Annotated in this window: 17 protein-coding genes; 9 read left to right on the top strand and 8 right to left on the bottom strand. The window is 55.0% G+C overall.

Annotated elements, in window-relative coordinates; translation table 11 throughout:
- Positions 1-2: 2 nt before the first annotated feature.
- Positions 3-1136 carry a hydrogenase 2 small subunit gene (gene hybO / locus GWQ27_RS17125; RefSeq protein WP_219598866.1) on the bottom strand — a complete coding sequence of 378 codons (1134 nt, stop codon included), beginning with the start codon at positions 1134-1136 and terminating at the stop codon, positions 3-5.
- 1236 nt (positions 1137-2372) lie between these two features.
- Here hybO and alr point away from each other — a divergent pair.
- Positions 2373-3482 carry an alanine racemase gene (gene alr, locus GWQ27_RS17130; RefSeq protein WP_275907861.1) on the top strand — a complete coding sequence of 370 codons (1110 nt, stop codon included), beginning with the start codon at positions 2373-2375 and terminating at the stop codon, positions 3480-3482.
- 223 nt (positions 3483-3705) lie between these two features.
- Here the strand turns inward: alr and GWQ27_RS17135 are convergent, their stop codons facing one another.
- The 6 genes from GWQ27_RS17135 to GWQ27_RS17160 all read right to left on the bottom strand — a co-directional run bounded on the left by GWQ27_RS17135 (position 3706) and on the right by GWQ27_RS17160 (position 10237).
- A complete protein-coding gene (locus GWQ27_RS17135) occupies positions 3706-4845 on the bottom strand; it encodes a polysaccharide lyase (RefSeq protein WP_059113304.1) in 1140 nt (379 codons plus the stop codon).
- Between the two features lie 219 nt (positions 4846-5064).
- Entirely contained in the window at positions 5065-7284 is a 2220-nt protein-coding gene (locus GWQ27_RS17140; protein WP_265453326.1) for a right-handed parallel beta-helix repeat-containing protein, read from the bottom strand.
- A 148-nt stretch (positions 7285-7432) separates the two neighbouring features.
- Complete coding sequence (locus GWQ27_RS17145; protein WP_034524122.1) at positions 7433-8161, bottom strand: oligogalacturonate-specific porin KdgM family protein; 729 nt, start codon at positions 8159-8161, stop codon at positions 7433-7435.
- Between the two features lie 150 nt (positions 8162-8311).
- Positions 8312-8638 carry a cupin domain-containing protein gene (locus GWQ27_RS17150; protein WP_099992921.1) on the bottom strand — a complete coding sequence of 109 codons (327 nt, stop codon included), beginning with the start codon at positions 8636-8638 and terminating at the stop codon, positions 8312-8314.
- A 23-nt stretch (positions 8639-8661) separates the two neighbouring features.
- Positions 8662-9282 (bottom strand): bifunctional 4-hydroxy-2-oxoglutarate aldolase/2-dehydro-3-deoxy-phosphogluconate aldolase, encoded by a 621-nt coding sequence (locus tag GWQ27_RS17155; protein ID WP_265453328.1) that lies wholly within the window; start codon positions 9280-9282, stop codon positions 8662-8664.
- Positions 9266-10237, bottom strand: coding sequence for a sugar kinase (locus GWQ27_RS17160; protein ID WP_265453329.1), 972 nt, complete (start codon positions 10235-10237; stop codon positions 9266-9268). Before GWQ27_RS17160 ends, GWQ27_RS17155 begins: the two co-directional genes overlap by 17 nt.
- 400 nt (positions 10238-10637) lie before the next feature.
- Here GWQ27_RS17160 and GWQ27_RS17165 point away from each other — a divergent pair, with 400 nt between their 5' ends.
- From GWQ27_RS17165 to GWQ27_RS17185, 5 genes are all read left to right on the top strand, one after another.
- Positions 10638-12431, top strand: coding sequence for a transporter (locus GWQ27_RS17165; RefSeq protein WP_021140283.1), 1794 nt, complete (start codon positions 10638-10640; stop codon positions 12429-12431).
- Between the two features lie 106 nt (positions 12432-12537).
- A complete protein-coding gene (locus tag GWQ27_RS17170) occupies positions 12538-14304 on the top strand; it encodes a hypothetical protein (protein WP_275907862.1) in 1767 nt (588 codons plus the stop codon).
- 150 nt (positions 14305-14454) lie between these two features.
- A complete protein-coding gene (gene kduI, locus GWQ27_RS17175; RefSeq protein WP_021140285.1) occupies positions 14455-15291 on the top strand; it encodes a 5-dehydro-4-deoxy-D-glucuronate isomerase in 837 nt (278 codons plus the stop codon).
- A gap of 80 nt (positions 15292-15371) precedes the next feature.
- A complete protein-coding gene (kduD, locus tag GWQ27_RS17180) occupies positions 15372-16133 on the top strand; it encodes a 2-dehydro-3-deoxy-D-gluconate 5-dehydrogenase KduD (RefSeq protein ID WP_021140286.1) in 762 nt (253 codons plus the stop codon).
- Positions 16134-16184: 51 nt separating this feature from the next.
- Positions 16185-16715: a YgjV family protein gene (locus tag GWQ27_RS17185; RefSeq protein ID WP_275907863.1), complete on the top strand. Its 531-nt coding sequence runs from the start codon at positions 16185-16187 to the stop codon at positions 16713-16715.
- Between the two features lie 81 nt (positions 16716-16796).
- Here the strand turns inward: GWQ27_RS17185 and kdgR are convergent, their stop codons facing one another.
- Positions 16797-17591, bottom strand: a complete 795-nt coding sequence (gene kdgR / locus GWQ27_RS17190; protein WP_099992911.1) for a DNA-binding transcriptional regulator KdgR — start codon at positions 17589-17591, stop codon at positions 16797-16799.
- A gap of 259 nt (positions 17592-17850) precedes the next feature.
- Between kdgR and GWQ27_RS17195 the strand changes: the two genes are divergently transcribed.
- The 3 genes from GWQ27_RS17195 (at position 17851) to GWQ27_RS17205 (ending at position 21662) form a co-directional block, all read left to right on the top strand.
- Positions 17851-19014: an oligogalacturonate lyase family protein gene (locus GWQ27_RS17195; protein WP_275907864.1), complete on the top strand. Its 1164-nt coding sequence runs from the start codon at positions 17851-17853 to the stop codon at positions 19012-19014.
- A gap of 78 nt (positions 19015-19092) precedes the next feature.
- Positions 19093-20961: a putative nucleotidyltransferase substrate binding domain-containing protein gene (locus GWQ27_RS17200; RefSeq protein ID WP_275907865.1), complete on the top strand. Its 1869-nt coding sequence runs from the start codon at positions 19093-19095 to the stop codon at positions 20959-20961.
- Between the two features lie 8 nt (positions 20962-20969).
- Positions 20970-21662 carry an exonuclease domain-containing protein gene (locus GWQ27_RS17205; RefSeq protein ID WP_219593779.1) on the top strand — a complete coding sequence of 231 codons (693 nt, stop codon included), beginning with the start codon at positions 20970-20972 and terminating at the stop codon, positions 21660-21662.
- The last annotated feature ends 197 nt before the right edge of the window (positions 21663-21859 follow it).

The raw sequence follows: 21859 nt of genomic DNA on the forward strand, positions 1-21859 counted from the left end.
GGTTACTCCTCCCGTGATGGGTGCTGCCCGGCTTCGTGGCGCTTCTGCTGGCGACCGAGTTCACGCACCGTCATCAGACTCACCCCCACCAGCACCCCGAGGGCCCCCCCGATGAGACCCGTGGCGGTGGGCGAGGTATAGCCCCCCTCCTGGATCTTCACATCGGGTTTATCCACCCGCGGGGTCGGGTTCTCGACCTTGGCCAGCTGGAAGATCCCCTTGCTGAAACCCACCCCCTGCTCGTTACAGCCATAACAGGGGTGGCCGATGCCGACCGGCCAGATGCCACCGCCCACATCGCAGAACTCCAAAGTCGAACAGTTGCCGTAGGTCTCCGGCCCCTTGCAGCCCAGATGGTAGAGACACCAGCCCTGACGGTGGCCCTCGTCACCAAACTCCTTGGCAAAACGCCCTGCATCGAAGTGCGGACGACGTTCGCAGTTCTCATGGATAAGGCGCTCATAGGCAAACAGCGGGCGCTTCTTGCTATCCAGCGCTGGCAGCTTGCCGTAGGTGATGTAGTAGGCGACCGTGGTGAGGAAGTTGTGGGGGTTGGGCGGGCAGCCGGGAATATTGATGATGGGGGTGCCGATATTGCCGAGGGCCTCTTCGAGGCTGACGGCACCGGTCGGGTTGCCACCGCTGGCAGGCACGCCACCCCAGGCTGCGCAGGAGCCGATGGCGATGACGGCGGCGGCATCGACGGCAGCACGGCGAATATGGTCGACGATGGGCTCACCGGCCACCATGCAGTAGACGCCGCCATCTTTGAGCGGAATGGAGCCATCCACCACCAGCACGTACTTGCCTTTATAACGTTTGATGGCGTTGTGCTTGTTCTCTTCCGCCTGATGACCAAAGGCCGCCGAGAGCACCTCGTGATACTCCAGCGAAATGGTATTGAGGATCAGGTTTTCGATGGTGGGGTGGGTGGCGCGCAGCAGCGACTCGGTGCAACCTGTGCACTCCTGCGCCCCTATCCAGATCACCGGCGGCCGCTCGGGGCTGGTGAGCGCGGTGGCCATCTTGGCCACGGCATTCTGGCTTAGACCCAGGGTTGCGGCCATCCCGGCACACAATTTCATAAAATCACGGCGATTAATTCCATGAGCCGATAAAAAATTATCCTCGACCATTCTTCTTATTCCCGTTAATGAGCACTTGTTTGATAAATGCTTAATGACGGAAATGCTAAGGACTCCCCTCTCCTCACGTGTTGATCTTTATCAAGCCACAGGGCATTACCAAAATATAAAACCCATCGCCATTAATCAAAAAAACCATATGTAGCAAACTCTTAACTATTCCAGCACTGGCACGCACAAATACCCACAAGGGGGTAATTAATGTTGTAATTGAATTAACAACATTAAAATTACGCGTTAATTCTCGATGCTAAATATTCAGAGCGGATATCTGATCACACAAATTATCCCATGCAGATGTTATTGACTCTGAGTAATCCCGGTGAAAATAAACACCGCTACCAGATACACCTTTATTTAATGTAAATGAAATATTACCGAAGCGAACGGAGGTACCAATAAGACGCGCTATCACATGGCCAGGTATTTAATCGACAGACATGAGAAGCTGACACGAAGAGCCTCAAAAGGGTCGTCCACTTGCTGCGTAGGCTCCTCCAATGGCGACACCGTATCATAAGCACGCCAACAAATGACTCATACGAGAGCCTTCATCCTTGCCTCGGAGGCCCTGCTTGTGCATATTGCCCAGTTCCAAATACCAGCGACATATCATCGCTCATCAACACGGGGTTTCTCATATCAGGCATACAGAGATAATGGAGAAGAGGGGGGAAACCACTGTGGATTTTTCTCTTGTCGCTATGTCCCCTTGCGATCCTCCGGGAGCAATTCGTTTCCTGGCTGCAGACAGAAATAATTCCCCGACAAGAAAACGCGATAGAAATCACCAGCCAAAAAACATTGGCAGATGAAAATGCCATGATTTTGTCAAAAAACGATTATTCATCATACACTATTTACCATTACAAGCACGACTGGTAACATAATTAAAACATAGGCAGGTGTATGTGCTAACAGTGTAGTGACCATGCCCCCTACAAAGTCGCTACCTGTATTGAAGCAGTTCACCATGGAGGGCTCAGACAAACTGGCCGATATTTTATATCCATATACCAGTGATGGTTTATTTGTAAAATAGGTATTAGCTCGTCATCACATGGTTGAATATAAAGATAATGCTTATGCCAATTAGATATTCAAATGACATTGTAAATCTTTAATCGCACAAGGAGTGCGATGACTGAATGACGTTTGCCAAACACGCCATGCTTATTGTGCTGCCGGCAATATCCATCTTCATTTTCATGGAAGAAATAACCCATCATGAATACTGTTACTGCCAGCATCGATGTGGATGCACTGCACCATAATTTTGCCGTTGTGCGGCGCCATGCTCCCCACAGCAAGATCATCGCCGTGCTCAAAGCCAACGCATATGGACATGGTCTGTTGCAAGTCGCCAATACCCTGTCTCAGGCGGATGCCTATGGGGTGGCGCGGATCGAAGAGGCGCTGGTTCTGCGGGCAAACGCCATCACCAAGCCCATTCTGGTGCTGGGTGGATTCTTCTCGGCAGAGGCACTCCCCCTGCTGGCGGCTCACGACTTACAGACCACCATTCATACCTGGGATCAGCTGGCACTGCTTGAGCAGGCCGACCTGCCGACACCGATCACCGTCTGGCTCAAGCTTGATACGGGAATGAACCGGTTGGGGCTCAGGGCGCAGGATATTCCCGCCTTTGTCGAGCGGCTGGCCAACTGCAAGAACGTGGTGCAGCCCTTTCATCTCATGACCCATTTCAGCCAGTCCGACGAGCAGGACAGCCAAGCCACCCCGCAGCAGATCGAGGAGTTCAATGCACTCACAGCACGGATGCAGGGCGAGAGGGCCATGGCCAACTCGGCGGGGATCCTGGCCTGGCCAGACTCTCGCAGCGACTGGATAAGGCCGGGAATCATGCTCTATGGCGCCTCCCCCTTTGGCGGACAGCTGGCATCCGAACATGATTTGCGTCCCGTCATGACCCTCAGGAGCCAGCTCATCGCCATCAGACCATGCGAGCAAGGGGAGTCGGTAGGATATGGTGGCCATTGGGTGGCCCATCATGACACCACTCTGGGCGTGGTTGCGGTCGGCTATGGGGATGGATATCCACGCATGGCACCTCAGGGAACCCCTGTGCTCATCAATGGTCGGCGGGTCCCCATAGTGGGGCGAGTGTCCATGGACATGATCACGGTCGATCTTGGGCCCGGTGCCGGTGACAAGACGGGGGATGAGGTGATCCTGTGGGGGGATGGTCTGCCGGTGGAGCAGGTGGCAGAAAAGATAGGAATCATCCCCTATGAGCTCCTGACCCGACTCACTTCCCGGGTCTTTATCAAGCTCACCCATCAATGCGATCGGGCATTGTCGCTGTCAGGGGCTTGAGCCCTCTTCCTATGTGACCAGCACTCGCCTCGTCCTGCGGTTGCATCAGTTCAGCCCGCCGCCGAGACAGGCCTGCATGAAAAAACATCCCGGGCAATCTGCTTGCCCGGGATCTGGCTGTTGGCCGTACAAGCTCACCAGCTTTGTCGCCAGAATGAGCGACAACGCTCATCCCGTCAGCGCTCAAAGTAGCGGCAGACAAGCTGTGCCCAGCCCAAAGCGACTAGATCTTGCCGACCCCGGCGTTGGCCTTGATCAGGTTTGGCAACTTGCCAGGCTCCACCGGGTTGTAGCTATAGGGGGGTTGGGGCAGAGCACTGGAGAAGCTGCATTTTCCCGACAAGGTCATGCCAGCATTGTTCAATACAGAACCACTGTCTTTGAACAGGGTACCGGTGAAGCTTTTCACCAACTCGCAACCATCGGTTGCACCATTGACGGAGAAATAGTTTTTCTCGGAGAGCACGCCCCCCTCCTTACCAATGCCAAAGCTGTAGAGGTAGGGATAAACAGGACGGGTGATATCCCCCAAGTAGAGGTTGTTATAGGCATGGACACGACCAAACCGCACTCTGGGTACCCGCTGAGTCACGTCTTCAAATAAGTTATTGTGAAGGGTGACGCGTAATTTCCCTGCATCCTGACTTTTATTACTGTCGCTATGACCAATCAACATTGTCTTGTCATGCTGATTGAAATGGGAGTGAGAGACGGTGATATAGTCAGAACCTTTTTTGATATCCAGCATGCCGTCGTGCTGCACGTATTTCCAGCCATCTTTCTTGCCATATTGATCATCGGTAAAGCTGCCATCGGAAAAAGTAACGTGATCGACCCACACATGTTCTGATTCCGAGATGGTGAGGCTATCCCATTCGGCATTCCAGCCATCACCACTTTCAAATTTTGGTGCCACATCCACCGGTGTTTCCAGATACAGGTTGCGGATGATGACATTTTTTACCTTGCTGACCACCAGGCTGCCGTTGACAATTTTGGCGTTTTTATCTGTGCCGATCAGAGTGGTATTGGCAGTGAGCGGGATCTGGCTACGGCTCTTCTGATCTGCAACGGAACGATACGGGGCCCCCTCACTGATATCCAGGGTGCCTATTACCTGGATGATCTTGGCACTGTCGCCCCCATTCTTGATGGCATCCACCAGTTGCTGCTTGTTCCTGACCTGATAGATGTTGGCACTGGTTGCCTTGCTACCACCCGTGGTGCCAGCATCATATCCGGCCCACCCCGACTTGGGCGCAACCTCGGTAGCCTTGGCAATCAAGAGTGCGGCGCTGTAAGCAGGCATGGTGAACAATGCCAGCACTGCGGCTACGCCTGAACAGACGAGGGTCTTTTTCATATTTATTCCTTCAATTGAAAAATAGCACAGTAAAAGCCTCACCCAGGTTCCGTGAGGGGGAAACAGACAGCCCCAATAGACAAGGCCACCATAAATATCAGATGACATAATCATCAGGTATATATTCAATGCATTTACGTCTGTTGGTGGGTGGCTAGACCTTCGCCACCACCCAATAACGGGAAAATATCAATCCCTTATTAACGTTCCCCAACATGATCATTTCAATGAGAGTGATACAGCCCATGGCATAATCAAATTTCCGGCACCGTCGCGCTCGAGCGTAGCCATATCCTCAAGAGATCTGGCCAGTAATATCTGCTGGTGCTTGTCCATCGGTTCGGGCGCATGCCACGGCTTGACGACCTGGTTGCCCAGATAATCGGCATATTTCCCTTGCTGGCGATAATGCAGTGACACATTATCCATGAAGGTGATCTTATGCTGTCCAATCCCATAGGGGTTGTCGCGCATGATGTAGTTATAACGGGCATTATCCAGGGCAATATTCCCCTTGAGCAGTAGCGCCCCCGTATTGAAGTTATCGGTAAATCCGTCCATGTTGTTGCGCACCGAGAGGGAGCCGTAAATCTGGTGGGCAACCGGTTGCCCTTCTCCCCCCAGCTTGAATCCGTTCCCTATGGTGCCTGCCGGAGCCGGATGCCCGAACGGCAGCCCGTTGCCATAAGCCACGCTGTTGATAATGGTCACGGCTTGATTGGGGCCATCTTCAATCTTGTTGAACAGATCCCAGCCATCATCTGCATTGTTGTGAGCCACACAGCCCTTGAACAGGTTACCCGGCCCCACGCCCAGCTTGGCGGCAAACCCGTCGGCATTGATCCCGGATTCATCGCGATTATTGTAAGAATCACTGTTGATGACCTGGTTGTATGCAGGCCACAGGCTGGCCTGACCATACACACCATTGCCAGTGATCCAGACGCCAGTGTCGGCATTGTTGCGAGCAATCAAACGCTCAAGCCGATTATGGCTGCCCGCCACCCGTAAGAAGGCAGGATCGTGCTCGGCCTTGGCGCCATCGGGGTTGCCATCAAACACCAGACCATCCAGATGCCAGAAGCTGGCATTGAGCTGCGATGTCTGGCCGGTAAAGATTACCCGATGGCGATGCTCGGCCACCAGATGCTTGGGCTCTCCCGGCAGACCACTCTGCTCGGCTGCAAGTGTCATCCCCGGATAATGGCCATCTGCCAGCACTATGGTGCCGCCCGGAACCAACTGTTCAAGGGCAGTGGCCAGATCCACAGGTGCGGTACGGGTGCCCGCATTGTCAGCTTGCCCCGTTGGGGAGACATAAATGTGGCGAACATTCGCAACCCGGGCCGGCTCTCTGGTGATGACGATTTGTTGTACCGTTTGTTCTACTGCAGTAGCGACAGGCAGGCTGGCCGGCGTAAATGTCAGCTGCAGCAGATTTTCTCCCTCTGCCAACACCAACGGCAACTGGCTGAAACGGCCCGCTTGCAGCGTCACTGTTTGCCCCGCCACTTGCAAGGTCCCCGCCAGATTGCTGCGCACTTGCAGCAGATAGGAGAGCTGGGAGCTGTTGGTGGCGGAGGCTATCTCCAGCAGAGGTGACTGAGCTGCTGCGGGTGCACTCAGCTCATCCACCATGGCGATGGGGCCCCCCAATGTCAGACTGGCATTGTCAAAACGCACCTTGGCGTTGCGGGCGGCAAAAAATCCCAGATAGGCGTGGCGAGGATCCTGGCTGTCGAGCAGACCCGGTTTATCGACCACCCGCTGCACGGCCTGCCGTTGGCCATCCGGTGTCGACCAGGTCAGCTCAAACACTCCTTGTTTGCGTTCAAGGCGCAGCAGGAAGTGCCCATCATCGAGGGAGACCCCCTTCTGATAAGGGATACGCTCCACCTTCACCCCTTCATTCCCCCAAGGATTGACCACCCCTTGGCGCGCCACTGACACCAAGTCAACGCGATTGTCGTCACTCTTGTTGTGCGTCTGCACGGCATTGAGCACCATATTGGCCGCATGGGGAAACTCCTCATGGCCGAGGGGTTGCGGTACCTTGCGCTGGGGTCCCAGGCTGTCCCTGACAAAGAGCCCGACCCCCTCCTGCCCATTGGGCGTCTTGCCGTTTTCAGGGCCGAACTGCGAGACGCTCACTTCCGCCTGCAAGACGAAAGCCCGATCAACCGGGATGGCCTGATAAAACACCGTCATTCCATCATGGGAATTGGCCAGCTTGCCGCCTCGGCTCTCCAGTATGAAAGAGGCAGGCAAGGGATAGGCGACATCGGCCCGCAGCGGCGCTTCTCCCTCGCTGCGGCTAACCTGATTGACACCGACTTTGGCTGGCAGCACATTGCTGGAAAAATTGCTGTCAGTGGACTGGCCAAATGCCTTGTAAAACCAGGCATCCGTTTGCGCAGACGCAGCAGAGGCCATCAGCATGCTTAAAAAAATCACTGAATAGTTTGTTTTCATTTTCTCAATCCAATCATACTTGATGGAATATGGCAGGCGAATAAATAGAGATGTGCCCGCCCCCTCTATAGAAAGAGGTGACATATATTTTTGACAAAACTAGAACAGACGAAATTTAGAAATTATATTTTATACCCATGCGATAGCGGACTTGAAAATCATTGTCATATTTTACAGCACCACTCTCATAGCCACCTTTGGTATCATTGCGATAAGGTACATATCCTAATTCAACGTAAGGTACCCATTCTTTATTGACTGGCACCTGTACCACCAGATTATGCAAATAGGTATTATCCTTGCCGCGCAGGCTTGGGTAATTGGTATCCTTATATTCAAAATCATATTCAACCTTGCCCCATCCAAACTGGTAACCGAGCTGGAAGTTACCCTGATTGAAGTGGCGATCACCTGTGCTCACAGAGGTGTAGTTCTGTAAGCCATAACGGTATCTGACCGCACCGTACAACTTGTCGGTAAGCTGGTAAGTCCCTTTCAGTTGTGCTTTGTAAGTGGTTGAAGAAGATGATGAATCAAGCACGAAGGCGGGCGATAGCGTGAGTTTTTGGCCAACCTTGTACTGGTAATTGAGTTCAAACTCATGGCCTTTGGCATAGTTGTTTTCAAATAGATTGCTCTCGCCCGTGCTGGCCTTTGAACCCCATTTTGCTTCCACGGCAAAACCCAGTTGATTATCAAATCGATGGGAGACCCGGGCCCGATCGGCATGCTGCTCTGTATCATCAAGGTACTCATGACGATAATCCAGCGTGGTCGCACCAAGTGAACCGGCGCCGAGTAAAGAGATCAGGGTAAACAGGGTGGAGGTGCTAGTCAGTTTCATGGTCATCTCGCTGATTATTGTTGGTTACAACATAATAATACCGAGTTGAAAATATAATTTTTAGATCTGGGACACAAAATCAAAACGGTGTTTCTTTTTTGTTTTCTTAACTCATTAAAAAGCCATCCGTGATGGATGGCTTGTCATGCTTCAGGATTTCAAGAAATCTTGCCGTTGCGGAGTGAATATATCCAGCAATACCCCCTTCTCGCGACAAACACAGCCATGAATAATATTAGGTTGCTTATACAAGGTGTCACCGGCACGCACCTGACGGGTCACTTCCCCTATGGTGAAGTCAAATACCCCGGACAACACATAAGTCAATTGCTCATGGGGGTGGTTGTGCAAGGGCCCCACGGCTCCGTGCTCAAAATGTACTTCCACCGACATCAGGCCACCGGCATGTGCCAGGATCTTGCGTTTTACTCCGTTCCCCAGATCATCCAGGTCACACTCTTCATTGATGACAAACATGGTATTCCATCCTGCTTTTCCGTTTACAAGGCAGCCACGGCGGCTTTCACCAGCTCGCCTATCTTGTCCCACTGGCGACGATCAATAAGATCAGTCGGCACCATCCAGGTACCACCACAAGCAAATACTGACTCAAGGGAGAGGTAAACCTGTACGTTGTCCGGGCTGATGCCACCGGTGGGCATGAAGCGTACCGGATAGACGGCGCTCATGGCCTTGAGCATGGCCAGGCCACCGGATGCCTCTGCTGGAAAGAACTTGAGATGGCGCAGCCCCAGCTCCATCGCCTGTTCCACCAGACTCGGGCTGTTTACCCCCGGGATCATGGTTACCCCTCTGGCCTGACAATATTGAACGATACGCGGGTTCAAACCCGGGCTGACGATGAAATCAACCCCGGCAGCAATAGCCTGATCCACTTGATCCGTAGTCAGCACAGTTCCCGCTGCAATCACCATATCAGGGTAAGCTTCACGCAGATGGGCGATGGCCTGGGCTGCCGCCGGGGTACGAAAGGTGATTTCGGCACTGGGCATACCGTTTTCAATCAGCACCTTGCCCAGGGCCACGGCGTCATCGGCCTCCTTGATGGCGATGACTGGGATGATTTTCAGGGCCGAGAGTTTTTCAAGCAATGTTGGCATGGTGAACCTCACTGGATAGGGCAGAAGACAAAGGTGCGACAGGCATGACGGCCGCCGGAATGATGGCGCCGGGATACTGGATCACAGTCCCGGCCAGCTGGTGAGCATAATGAGCCGCCGCCACGGCACTCTGACCTGCCAGACGCATGGCGAGGTAACCGGCGCTGAAGGAGTCACCTGCAGCTGTGGTATCGCGCACAGCGTCTTTGGCAAGGGGCATGGCAGCCACACTGTATTGCTGATCACCCTGCAGGATCAGACATGACTCGGCTCCCCGCTTGATGACTACCTCCCCCACTCCTGCCTGACGGGTCCGTGCCAACACGGTTTCTGGCGAAGCGAGGCCCCACAGTGCATCTTCATCATCTTGTGTCAGGAAAGCGATATCGGTCAGTGCCAGCATGGTGCCATAGGCTGCTTGTGCCGCATGTTGGCTCTGCCACAGGCGAGGGCGATAGTTGTTGTCAAACAGGATTCTGGTTCCCCCGGCGCGACATTCGGCCAACAGGGCGAACAGCTTATGGCGATCGGCTTCGTCCAGTATGGCCAGTGAGATGCCGCTCAGATAAAGGTAATCAAACTGAGGCAATTGCTGGCATACCTGCAAGGCCGCATCGCCTTGTAACCAGTAACGGGCAGCGGCATCGCTACGCCAGTAGTGAAAGGTGCGCTCGCCGCTCCCGTCAGTTTCGATGAGGTAGAGCCCGGGCAACTTGTCTGCCCTGCGCTGCACCAGATCTGTGTGTATCCCCTCTTTTTGCCACTGGGTCAGCATGTCACGGCTCATGCTGTCCGTCCCCAGGGCTGTTACGTAGTGCACGGTCAACGCCGGATTGACGCGACTCAAATAGACAGCCGTATTGAGGGTATCCCCTCCAAAACCACGCGTCATGCCTGTGCTGCGCTGCGCCAGCTCAACCATGCATTCGCCAATCACGGCAATTTTGACAGCCATAGGCTCCCCCTTCTGGTAGTGCTTCCATCTTATAACTGAAAACAACCAAGTCAAAACAATTGAAATTGCATTTCAATTTTTTGTGACAATGCGCAAATCTTCGCTGACATCTGTTGTAAAGGATCGAAAGGGGCTGCCACAACAGCACGCTTTTATGCAAACAGAAAAATGAACCGCCTTTTCAAAACACGATCCAGCTCCCAATTGGCAGCATGGCTACCTTCACCGTGAGGATTTTGGGAATTACGTCACTATTTTTTTGGAACAGCGTTTCTAAAATGAACCATCGAATTGTTTAAGGTTTTTTTGAAACGTTTTTTTGAAAAATGCGCCTGTCAGCAACTCATCTTTTTTCTGATGAGGATAGGATTACCCTGGACTGCCATGAGTGAGTGAACTTATGAACATAGATATGTTGGTGGTGGGAGGCTATTTCATACTGATGATCCTCATCAGTGTTGCCTTCAAAAAGATGGCGAGCAAATCAAGCAGTGACTACTTCCGTGGTGGTGGCCGCATGCTCTGGTGGATGGTGGGGGCGACCGCCTTCATGACCCAGTTTTCCGCCTGGACCTTTACCGGTGCGGCGGGCAAGGCTTTTACCGATGGTTTTGCCGTTACCTTTGTGTTTCTTGGCAATATCGCGGCTTATATCCTCTCTTACTGGTGGTTCAGCCATCGTTTTCGCCAGATGCGGGTGGATACCCCGACCGAGGCTATCGAACAACGCTTTGGCAAGACCAACGAGCAGTTTTTTACCTGGGCCATCATTCCCCTGAGCATCCTCAGTGGCGGTGTCTGGTTGAACGGCCTGGCCATCTTTGTCGGTGCCGTGTTTGGTTATGACATGACGACCACCATCTGGGTGACCGGTCTCTCAGTACTGCTTATCTCCATGCTGAGCGGTGCCTGGGGGGTAGTCGCCAGTGATTTCGTGCAGACCCTGGTGGTCGCCGTCATCTCGGTCGCCTGCGCTGCGGTTGCCCTGTTTGCCGTTGGCGGACCGGACGAGATCATCACCAAGTTCCCGACCGACTTCATCATGGGGCCGGATATGAACTATGGGGTGCTGCTGGTGGGTTCTTTCCTCTTCTTCATCGTCAAACAGATGCAGAGCATCAACAACATCCAGGACTCCTATCGCTTCCTCAACGCCAAGGATTCCAACAATGCCCGCAAAGCCGCACTGCTGGCCATGGGCTTGATGATCTGCGGCACCCTGATCTGGTTCATCCCGCCCTGGGCCATGGCCATCATGGTGCCGGATGCCGCAGCTGCTCACGCCGAGCTGGGCAACAAGGCAAGTGATGCTGTCTATCTGGTGTTTGCCGAGAAGTACATGCCTCTGGGCACCATAGGTCTGCTGGTAGCCGGTCTGTTTGCCGCAACGATGTCTTCCATGGATTCAGCGCTGTGCCGCAACGCCGGGATCTTCGTGCGCAGCTTCTGGGCACCGATCATTTGCCGCAACAAGCCCATGAGCGAGACCAACATGCTACGTCTTAGCCAGGGCGTTACACTGATCAACGGCATTCTGGTAATCCTCATCGCCCAACTGTTTGCACAGCTCAAGGGACTGAGCCTGTTTGACCTGACCATGCGCGTCGCCACCCTGCTGCAATCCCCCATGCTGGTGCCGCTCTTCTTTGGTATGTTCATTCGCAGAACCCCGAAATGGGCAGCCTGGGGCACTGTCTGCTTCGGCATGTTTGTCTCCTGGCTGGTAATGAATGTGTTCACCGCCCAGTGGGGCGCCAGCCTGTTCGGCGTGACTCTGACCGCTCGCGAGCTGTCCGAGTTGACCACCACCATCACGGTAGCTGCTCATCTGATCCTGACCGGTGGTTTCTTCTGGGCTACCAGCCTTTTCTATAAAGAAGAGTCCTTCACGGCAAAAGAGCGTCAGCGCACCGCCGACTTCTTCGTGGCGCTGGAAACGCCGGTGGTTGCCGATGATGAGCAGGATGAGTTTGACCGCCTGCAACGCAGCAAGCTGGGCCATATCACCTTGATGATGGGCGCCGGTCTGATGCTGATGGTACTGGTACCCAACCCGCTCTGGGGTCGTCTGCTGTTCGCCGCCTGTGCGGGCGCAATCCTGCTGGTCGGTTACCTGCTCAAACGCAGTGCAGGGGCCTTGCCGCAGGCTAAACCCATACTCAAACCGAGCATGGCAAGCCGCTCGGCCTCATGATCCATCCCTCAAACCGTTATCCGTGGCGCCTTTCCAAAGGCGCCCTTTTCCGTTTTCACCACCAGCCCACCCTTCCTCTCTATTTACTGCAAGCAGGCCTACTGCCATGGAGCTCATCGATTTTGCCATCGTCATCGGCTACTTCATCTTTATCGTACTGGCGGCATTCGGGTTTCGCCGGTTCGCCCTCGACAGCCACCACTTTATCAACGGAGGCAATGCCATGCCCTGGTGGATGGCCGGGGCCACCGCCTTCATGACCCAGTTTTCAGCCTGGACCTTCACCGGGGCAGCAGGCAAGGCATTCACTGACGGTGTCGCCATCCTCGCCCTCTTTTGGGGCAATGCCCTGGGCTTTTTCATTGCCGCCCGCTTCTTCGCTGCCCGCTACCGCAAGTTGAGGGTAGAGACCCCAATGGATGTCATTGCCCAGCGCTTTGGCCGCCCTACCGAACGCCTCTTTCCCTGGCTGCAGTTTCCACTCTCCACCTTGACGGCCGCCATCTGGCTCAACGGGCTGGCCTATATCATCTCGGCCATCAGCGGCATTGACATTGTTCCTACCCTGCTGGTCACAGGTCTATTCATTACCCTTATCTCCGCCAGCGGCGGCGCCTGGGCCGTCAATGCCACCAATGTAATCCAGCTGGTGCTGATCCTGGCCATTACCCTGATCACTGGTGCCTATGCCCTCTGGCTCGCAGACGGGCCTGGCCCTCTCATCACGCACTTTCCTAGCAATTTCTGGCTCGGGAGCGAGATGCCGCACAGTTCTTTACTGCTGGGATGGGTTGCCATGGTGCTGCTGCAACAGACGGTTTCGACCAACAATGCCAACAGCTGCTACCGCTTTCTGGTCACTCGCAACGAACCGGATGCCCGCAAGGCGGCGCGGCTGGCCGGCGTGCTATTCATCATAGGGCCAGTGATGTGGTTCATTCCCCCCTGGTTCAGCGCAGGCCAGGGGGTGGATCTAGGCAGCAGCTATCCTCAGCTGGGAGAGCAAGCGATCAATGGCGCCTACCTGCACTTCGTCACCCATATGATGCCAGCCGGCACCTTGGGGCTGGCGCTGGCCGCCATGCTGGCGGCCACCATCTCGCCCATGAGTACCGCCCTCAATCGCAATGCCGGTATCTTTATCCGCAACATCTACCAGGCCCCCCATCACAGTGAAGCCAGACTACTCAAGGCGGGACGCTGGATAACCCTGCTCAACGGCTTGCTCGCTACCTTGTTGGCCTGGGCCATCGCGAAGCAAGACAAGCTCGGTTTCTTTGAACTGGTCATGGCGGTCAGCTCCTTGATCCAGATGCCGCTGACCATTCCAGCCCTGCTGGCGGTAATAGTACGCCGTACCCCCGACTGGGCTGGGTGGAGTACCGTATTGGTGGGGACCCTGGTCTCGGCCAGTCTCTATCTTGGCTTTCATCCCACCCAGCTTCCCGCCTGGCTGGGTGGCTCGACACTCACCCCCAGAGAGGCTGCGGATCTGACGTTTGCCGTGACAGTGCTGGCACATCTTGTGGTGACCTGCGGCTTCTTCTTGCTCACTCGCCTCTGGTATCAACCCAAAGGGTATGCACCTCAGCGGGCTCGTCAGGTGGCCCGATTTTTTGCCAACCTGAAGCGGCCTTTGCAGCCGTCAGAGATAACCCTCGGCAATCCACGCCAGACCCTGCTGCTCGGCCGCCTCTTGCTGTTGCTCTCCTTCCTGCTATCCCCCTTGGTCTGGCTCGCCACAGACTACCTCCATGGTCTGATCGTACTGGCGGTGCTGCTGGCGGGCATGGGCCTTTATCTCAGTGCCCGCCGGGAAATACGACTAATCCGCACGTCAGCACCCCATAAAGAAAAGCGGACGCCTGACTAATGCATAAATTAACCAACCAACATCACAAAAAATAAAACGATGTTTTATTTTAATTTGATCCTGTTTTTCTGTTTTGATATTGTCACTGCAACGAAGGGGTTTTAACCCCTCTTCATGAATGCCGGCAACGGCCTGGAATCGAGGTTCAATATGCAAATTCGTCAGAGTATCCACAGCGACCACGCCAAACAACTGGACACCCAGGGGCTGCGCCGCGAGTTTCTGGTTGAGCAGGTGTTTGTTCCCAATGAACTGACCATGACTTACAGCCACATCGACCGGATCGTGTTCGGTGGCATCATGCCTGCCCAGGCTCCGCTGGCCTTCTCAGGCGATCTCGGCACCGCGTTTGGTGTGGGCTATTTTCTGGAGCGCCGTGAGCTGGGGCTGATCAATATCGGGGGGCCCGGAGTGGTTGTGGTCGATGGCACCACTTATGAGATAGGTCATGCCGAAGCGCTTTATGTGGGACAAGGGGCGCGTGAGCTCAGTTTTGCCAGCGTGACAGCAGCCCAGCCAGCCAAGTTCTATTACAACAGCGCTCCTGCTCACAGCCACTTCCCGACCCGCAAGGTCACTCAGGCCGAAGCCTCTCCGGTCACCCTGGGGGACTCGCTCTCCAGCAACCGCCGTACCATCTACAAGTATCTGGTACCTGACGTACTGCCAACCTGCCAACTGCTGATGGGGATGACCCAGCTGGAAGAGGGCAATCTGTGGAACACCATGCCCTGTCACACCCATGAACGCCGCATGGAGGTCTATTTCTACTTCAACATGAAAGAAGATGGTGCCGTGTTCCACATGATGGGCAAACCTGATGAGACCCGCCATCTGGTAGTTCACAACGAGCAGGCGGTGATCTCCCCGAGCTGGTCAATCCACTCAGGGGTCGGCACTCAGGCTTATACCTTTATCTGGGGCATGGTGGGAGAAAACCAGGTCTTTGCCGACATGGATCATGTCGCCGTCCAGGATCTGCGCTAATCAAGGGCGACCGGGCGCCATCGCCAGCGCCAGGTCGTGACAACGACTAACGCCACCTGTGGTGGCCAATAGGAAACACCATGATTCTCAATACGTTTGATTTGACAGGCAAAGTGGCCATAGTGACAGGTTGTGACACTGGCCTCGGACAGGGCATGGCCCTGGGGCTGGCCCAGGCGGGCTGTGATATCGTCGGCATCAATATCGTCGAGCCAACCGATACCATCGCCAAGGTTACTGCGACAGGCCGTGCCTTCCTGAGCCTGAAGGCCGATGTCAGCAAGGTAGATCAACTGCCCGCCCTGGTTGATCAGGCCGTCTCCCGTTTCGGTCATGTCGACATCCTGGTCAACAATGCCGGGATCATTCGCCGTGAAGATGCCATCTCGTTCAGTGAAAAGGATTGGGATGACGTGATGAACATCAACATCAAGAGCGTCTTCTTCATGTCCCAGGCCGTTGCCAGACAGTTCCTGGCCCAGGGAAAGGGAGGCAAAATCATCAATATCGCCTCCATGCTCTCCTACCAGGGCGGGATCCGTGTCCCCTCCTACACGGCATCAAAGAGCGGTGTCATGGGGATCACCCGACTGCTGGCCAACGAATGGGCCAACCAGGGGATCAACGTCAATGCCATCGCTCCCGGCTATATGGCCACCAACAACACCACTGCCCTGCGGGCCGATGAAGATCGCAATGCCGCCATTCTGGAACGCATTCCCGCCGGTCGCTGGGGTATCCCGGATGACATGATGGGGCCGGCCGTGTTCCTGGCTTCGGCTGCATCCGATTACATCAATGGCTACACCATAGCGGTGGATGGCGGCTGGCTCGCCCGTTAACCCTCAGGGCGCCTCGTCAGGCGCCTTTTATTCTCTTGCGGTCACCCCATCATGCTGTTGCAGGATCACCCTTTTTTTGCCCAACTTATCGGTCTGCTGGCCTGCCTGATGGGAGCCAGCGCCTTTTTGCAACGTCAGGATAAGCAATTGCGCGCTCAGCTCACCCTCAACGGTCTGCTGATGGGAATGCACTTTCTGCTGCTCGGCTCCCCCGCCTCGGCCATCAACACCACCCTCAGTGCCGTGCGCACCCTGGTATCTGGCTACTACCGCGGCAAAGGGGTAATGATCTTCTTTCTGGTGACCAGCTGGCTACTGGTATTGCCCAAGCTGACTCACCCAATGCAACTGCTGCCGCTGCTGGGCACTACCCTCACTACCTATGCCCTGTTCCGGCTCGCGGGTATCTCCCTTCGCCTCTGCATGCTGGCCAGCAGCATCGGCTGGCTTGCTCACAACCTTTGGCTGGGATCCTGGGGCGGCATCATGCTGGAAAGCCTGGTGATAGTGCTCAACGGCCATACCAGCTTCCATCTCTATCGCCAGCGTCGTGCAGGCCTGGCCGAGACCTCATCCCCCTAGCTCTGACCATGTGTCACCCGCAGCCACAAAAAATCCGGCCCCTTACGTAAGGGGCCGGATGTTTAATTCATCTGGGCAGCATCACACACCAGGGAAAGGGTAATCGTGAAAGCCAAGCTCGGCGGAGATACGGGCTGCTGCCCCATGGAGCTGCGCCACAAGCGCCTGCTTGTTCTCCTCCTGGAAGCGCACCACCGGCAGAGAGAGTGACAGGCCGGCGATGATCCGCCCCATGCGGTTGTAAATGGGGACGGCAAAGCAGCGCAGGCCATGTTCCATCTCTTCGTTGTCCTCGGCATAACCCTGCTCGCGCACCAGCGCGAGCTCCATCAGCAGCGCATCCACATCGGCCAGGGTATGTTCGGTAAAACGTTCGAAGGTGACACTGGCCAGCATGGCGCGCACCTCACTCTCTTCAAGCCAAGCCATCATCACCTTGCCAAGCCCTGTGCTATAGAGCGGGCGACGGCGGCCAATCCGGGAGTACATCCGCAGGTTATATTCGGAATCGATCTTGTGCAGATAAACAATGCTGTCTTCATCCAGCGCCCCCAGGTGCAGGGTCTCCTTGGTCAGCTTGCCGAGGCGGTGCATCTGGACATCTGCAATCGGGATCAGATCCTGGTGCTCCAGGGCTTTGGCGCCCAGTTCAAACAACTTGAGGCTGAGGGTGTACTTGTCCGTTTCCCCCTCCTGGGTCACGTAGCCCAGGGTTTTCATGGTCTGCAAAAAGCGGTAAACCGTACTCTTGGACATCATGATCCGCTGGGACAGCTCAGTCACCCCTATCTCTTTTTGCTCTCCCAATGCCTGCAAGATGCCAAACACCTTGAGGACGGATGACACCGAGTCTGGAGAGTTATCTATCACCGACATAGTCAAATTCCAAAAATATGAGTTAGTTGTTTCATTGTATTTGAAATGACTTGCATATCAAAGGAAGGGGTAAAATTCATAAACAAAAACAATGCTTTGATCACGCATACCCTGTGATATCTGTCACATTAATTGTGGTTGCTTCGCTCTCATTTCATTATGGTGATCAGCGTCAATAAAAATTAAAACGATGTTTCTATAATTTATCCATCATGGGCATACAGGCCCAGCTTTGGATGCTAACCAGCAAGAGGAACATATGGCCAAGGGTTCGATCGTTTCACTCACCTATCACCACTACCAGGATCCGGATACCGGTGCGGCTGTCTGCCGTCTCACCCCACCCGAGGTAACCTGTCACCGCAACTACTTCTACCAGAAATGTTTTACCAATGACGGTAGCCAGCTGCTGTTCGCCGGCGAGTTTGATGGTCACTGGAACTACTACTTGCTGGACCTGGCCAGTGGCCAGGCCCGCCAACTGACAGAGGGGGCCGGTGACAACACCTTTGGCGGCTTTCTTTCCCCCGATGACAGCACTCTCTATTACGTGAAAAATGGCAGGGATCTGCTGAGAGTCGATCTGGATACCCTAGTCGAAACACAGGTCTATCAGGTCCCGGAACAATGGGTCGGCTATGGTACCTGGGTGGCAAACAGTGACTGTACCAAGCTGGTGGGGATAGAAATTGCCAAGGCGGACTGGATCCCGCTCACCGACTGGAGCCTGTTCCACTCTTTCTACCACACCAAACCCCACTGCCGACTGCTGCGGGTCGATCTCGCAAGCGGAGAGACCCTGGTCATTCATGAGGAGCAAGGCTGGCTTGGACACCCCATCTATCGCCCCTTCGATGATCAGACTGTCGCCTTCTGCCATGAGGGGCCCCACGATCTGGTCGATGCCCGCATGTGGCTGGTCAATGAAGATGGTTCGGCCGTACGCAAGGTGAGATCCCATCTGGAAGGTGAGAGCTGCACTCACGAATTCTGGGTACCGGACGGCTCATACCTGATGTACGTCTCCTATCTCAAGGGACAACAGGATCGCATCATTCGTCGCTTCAACCCGGACAGTGGGGTGGATGAGCCCGTCATGGCTATGCCGGCCTGCTCACACCTGATGAGCAACCACGACGGCTCCTTGCTGGTGGGGGATGGATCCGGCACGCCTGTGGATGTGAAAGATACCCATGGTTACACCATCGACAATGACCCCTTCCTTTATGTTTTCGATGTACGCCAGGGGTATTACTATCAGCTGGCTGCCCATAACACCTCCTGGCGGGTGTTTCAGGGGGATCGTCAAGTGACCCATCCACACCCCTCTTTTACCCCGGACGATCGGCAGGTATTGTTTACCTCCGACTGTGATGGCAAACCGGCCCTCTACCTGGCTACCCTGCCAGCAGATCCTGTCTGACCACCCAGGGCAACCCCATAGCCCGGAGGCGCCCTCGGCACGGTGCCTCCCTCTCTTCATGCCAATAAGGCCGCCATCATGCCCCAGACATTGCTGCCCAATATCATCGACTTCATCGCCAGAATAGATCCCTTCGACAGGCTGCCCCCTCAGTTGCAGCACTGCGTTGCCCGTACCGTCAAGATAAGCTATCTGGGTCAGGGAGAAAGCCTGCCGTTCAACATCGAGGATCCGGAGCGCTACCTCTATATAGTGCGTACCGGATCGCTGGAGCAACGCATGCAAAATGGCGTACTCAGGGGCCGGCTGGGGCCAGACGATCTGTTCGGCTTCACGTTTTTGGAGAGCACACCGGGCAATCCTGCCGATTGTTACAACGTGACCGCGCTCGATAACACCCTGCTCTACCAGATCCCCCACAGCAAGCTGAAACAACTGTTGGCAGAGTATCCGCAATACGCCAATCTGTTCGCCTCCCAGGCCAGGGAGCGCCTGCAGTCGGCCCTCAATGTCGTCTGGTCTGACAACGACAAAGGGCTCTTCATGCGCAGGGTCAGCGAGGTAAACAGCGGCAAGATAGCCGTGGTCGATGCCGACATGAGTATTCAGCAAGTGGCCCAGGAGATGCGCATGGTCTGCCGCTCCTCCACCGCCGTCGTGATGGCGCAGGGAGAGATCATGGGTATCGTCACGGATCGGGACATGACAATGCGGGTGATCGCCGAAGGGCTGACCACCAGTCGCCCTATCCGGGAGATAATGACACCGGCCCCCATCACCATTCATCCGGACGAGCTGACCCTGAAAGCCGCCTACCTGATGATGCAGCACAATATTCGCGGCCTGCCCATTGTGCGAGAGCAGCAGGTGCTGGGATTGCTGACCACTTTCCATCTGGTGCAAAACCACAGGGTTCAGGCGATATTTCTCATCGAGAAGATCAAGTATTGCGAAACCGTGGAGGCTCTGGCGCTCCTGACGGTTGAGCGTCAGGCCATCTTTGAAGCCTTGGTGGAAGGGGAAGTGGCAGGAGAGAGCATAGGCAACGTCATGACACTAATCATGGATGCCTATTGTCGACGGCTGCTACAGATGGGAGAAGCCAGACTGGGAGCGACCCCTTGCGACTATGCCTGGGTGGTAGCCGGTTCACAGGCCCGCAACGAAGTCCACATGCTCTCGGATCAGGACAGCGCCCTCATTCTGGCGGATGACGCCACCGACAACGACAGGATCTACTTCAATCACCTGGCGATGTATGTCTGCAACGGGCTCGATGCCTGTGGTTATCCGCTCTGCTCCGGCCATTTCATGGCTGCCGCCCATAAATGGTGCCAGCCTCTGAAGGTGTGGAAAGAGTACTACCGCAAGTGGATAGCCAATCCCGAGTACGACAAGCTGCTCAATGCCAGCGTCTTCCTCGAACTGCGAGCCATCCACGGCAACATGGCGTTGTGCGATGAACTGCAGCACCATCTGTTTTCCCTGGTGCAGGCACACCCTTCGTTCATTCGATCCTTGACCCGGGATGCCATTTCAACCCAACCGCCCCTTGGTATCTTCAAGAATCTGGTACTGGAGAAAAATGGCGACAACAGCAAGGTCCTCAATATCAAGCGCTATGCATTGACCCTGATCATCGATCTCGCCCGGATTTACGGACTCAGCGCCGGGTCTACCCATAACGGCACAGAGGCGCGTTTCCTCCACGCCCATGAGCAGCAACAGCTCTCGGAAGAGAGCTACAAGAATATCATCGGCGCTTATCGCTTCATCATGAAAGTGCGCTTTGTCCACCAACTCATGGCATTGAAGAAAGGCCTCAAACCCGACAATCACATAGACCCGGATCGCTTTGGCAGCTTCGAACGCAAGCACTTGAAAGATGCCTTTCGCATCATTGGCGAGCTGCAGGATTTTGCAAAATTTCGCTTTATCAAAGAGTGAGCACACTGATGGGCTGTCTTGACTACTTCTCTGCCCGCCAGCGTCTCGAGCGGGCAAGAGCCCGTTATCTGACACGGCCGACACTTCCTGCACTGGTCAAGGCGCTGCTGCAAGCGCCTCTGACTGCACTGGAGTCATCCCTGGACGGGACCCGCCTGCTGGCGCTGGATTTCGAAACCACCGGACTGCAACCCCAGGATGATCAGATCTTGAGTATCGGCACGGTCGACATCACAGAGGGACGCATCGACTTGCAAACCGCAAGACAGACCTTGATTGACAGCCCCTGCCCGGTCAAAGCCGATACCGTCATCATCCACCATCTGGTCCCTCAACTGCTGGCCACCGGAAAAAGTCTGGATCAGGCCATGGATCAGCTGCTTCAACGCATGAGCGGCGCTATTTTGCTTGCCCATGGCAGCTCGGTGGAGCGCCGTTTCATCGATCACTACCTGCAACAGCGCCATGGCCTGCCCCCTTTGCCGCTACCTTGGCTGGACACGCTGGAAATCGAGCGCCGTCGGACCCGATACATCAGGGATATACCCGCTGATCTGCGCCTCTCTTCGGTCAGAAGCCGACATGGATTGCCCAGTTATCCCTGCCACGAGGCGCTGATAGATGCGGTAGCCACAGCAGAGCTGCTGCTGGTCCAATACAAGCTGCTGCGCCCTGCCTCACTCCATCAGCTAATGAGGTGACTGAGCAGGCACATCCCTTTGCCCAACCCACTATCGATGGAGCAAAGTTGGGACCAGGTTTCTATTGCCAATGTCTAGTCCTGAAATAGGTTTACACATTTTCGGCTAGCATTTCTCCACTCAGAACCCCCGATGCACTGCATCGGGGGTTCTGTATTTCAACGCATGATGCGGCCGCTCCACGTTGTAGATATCCA

This window comes from Aeromonas sp. 5HA1 (assembly GCF_029237245.1).
In the GTDB taxonomy this organism is placed as follows: domain Bacteria; phylum Pseudomonadota; class Gammaproteobacteria; order Enterobacterales; family Aeromonadaceae; genus Aeromonas; species Aeromonas salmonicida.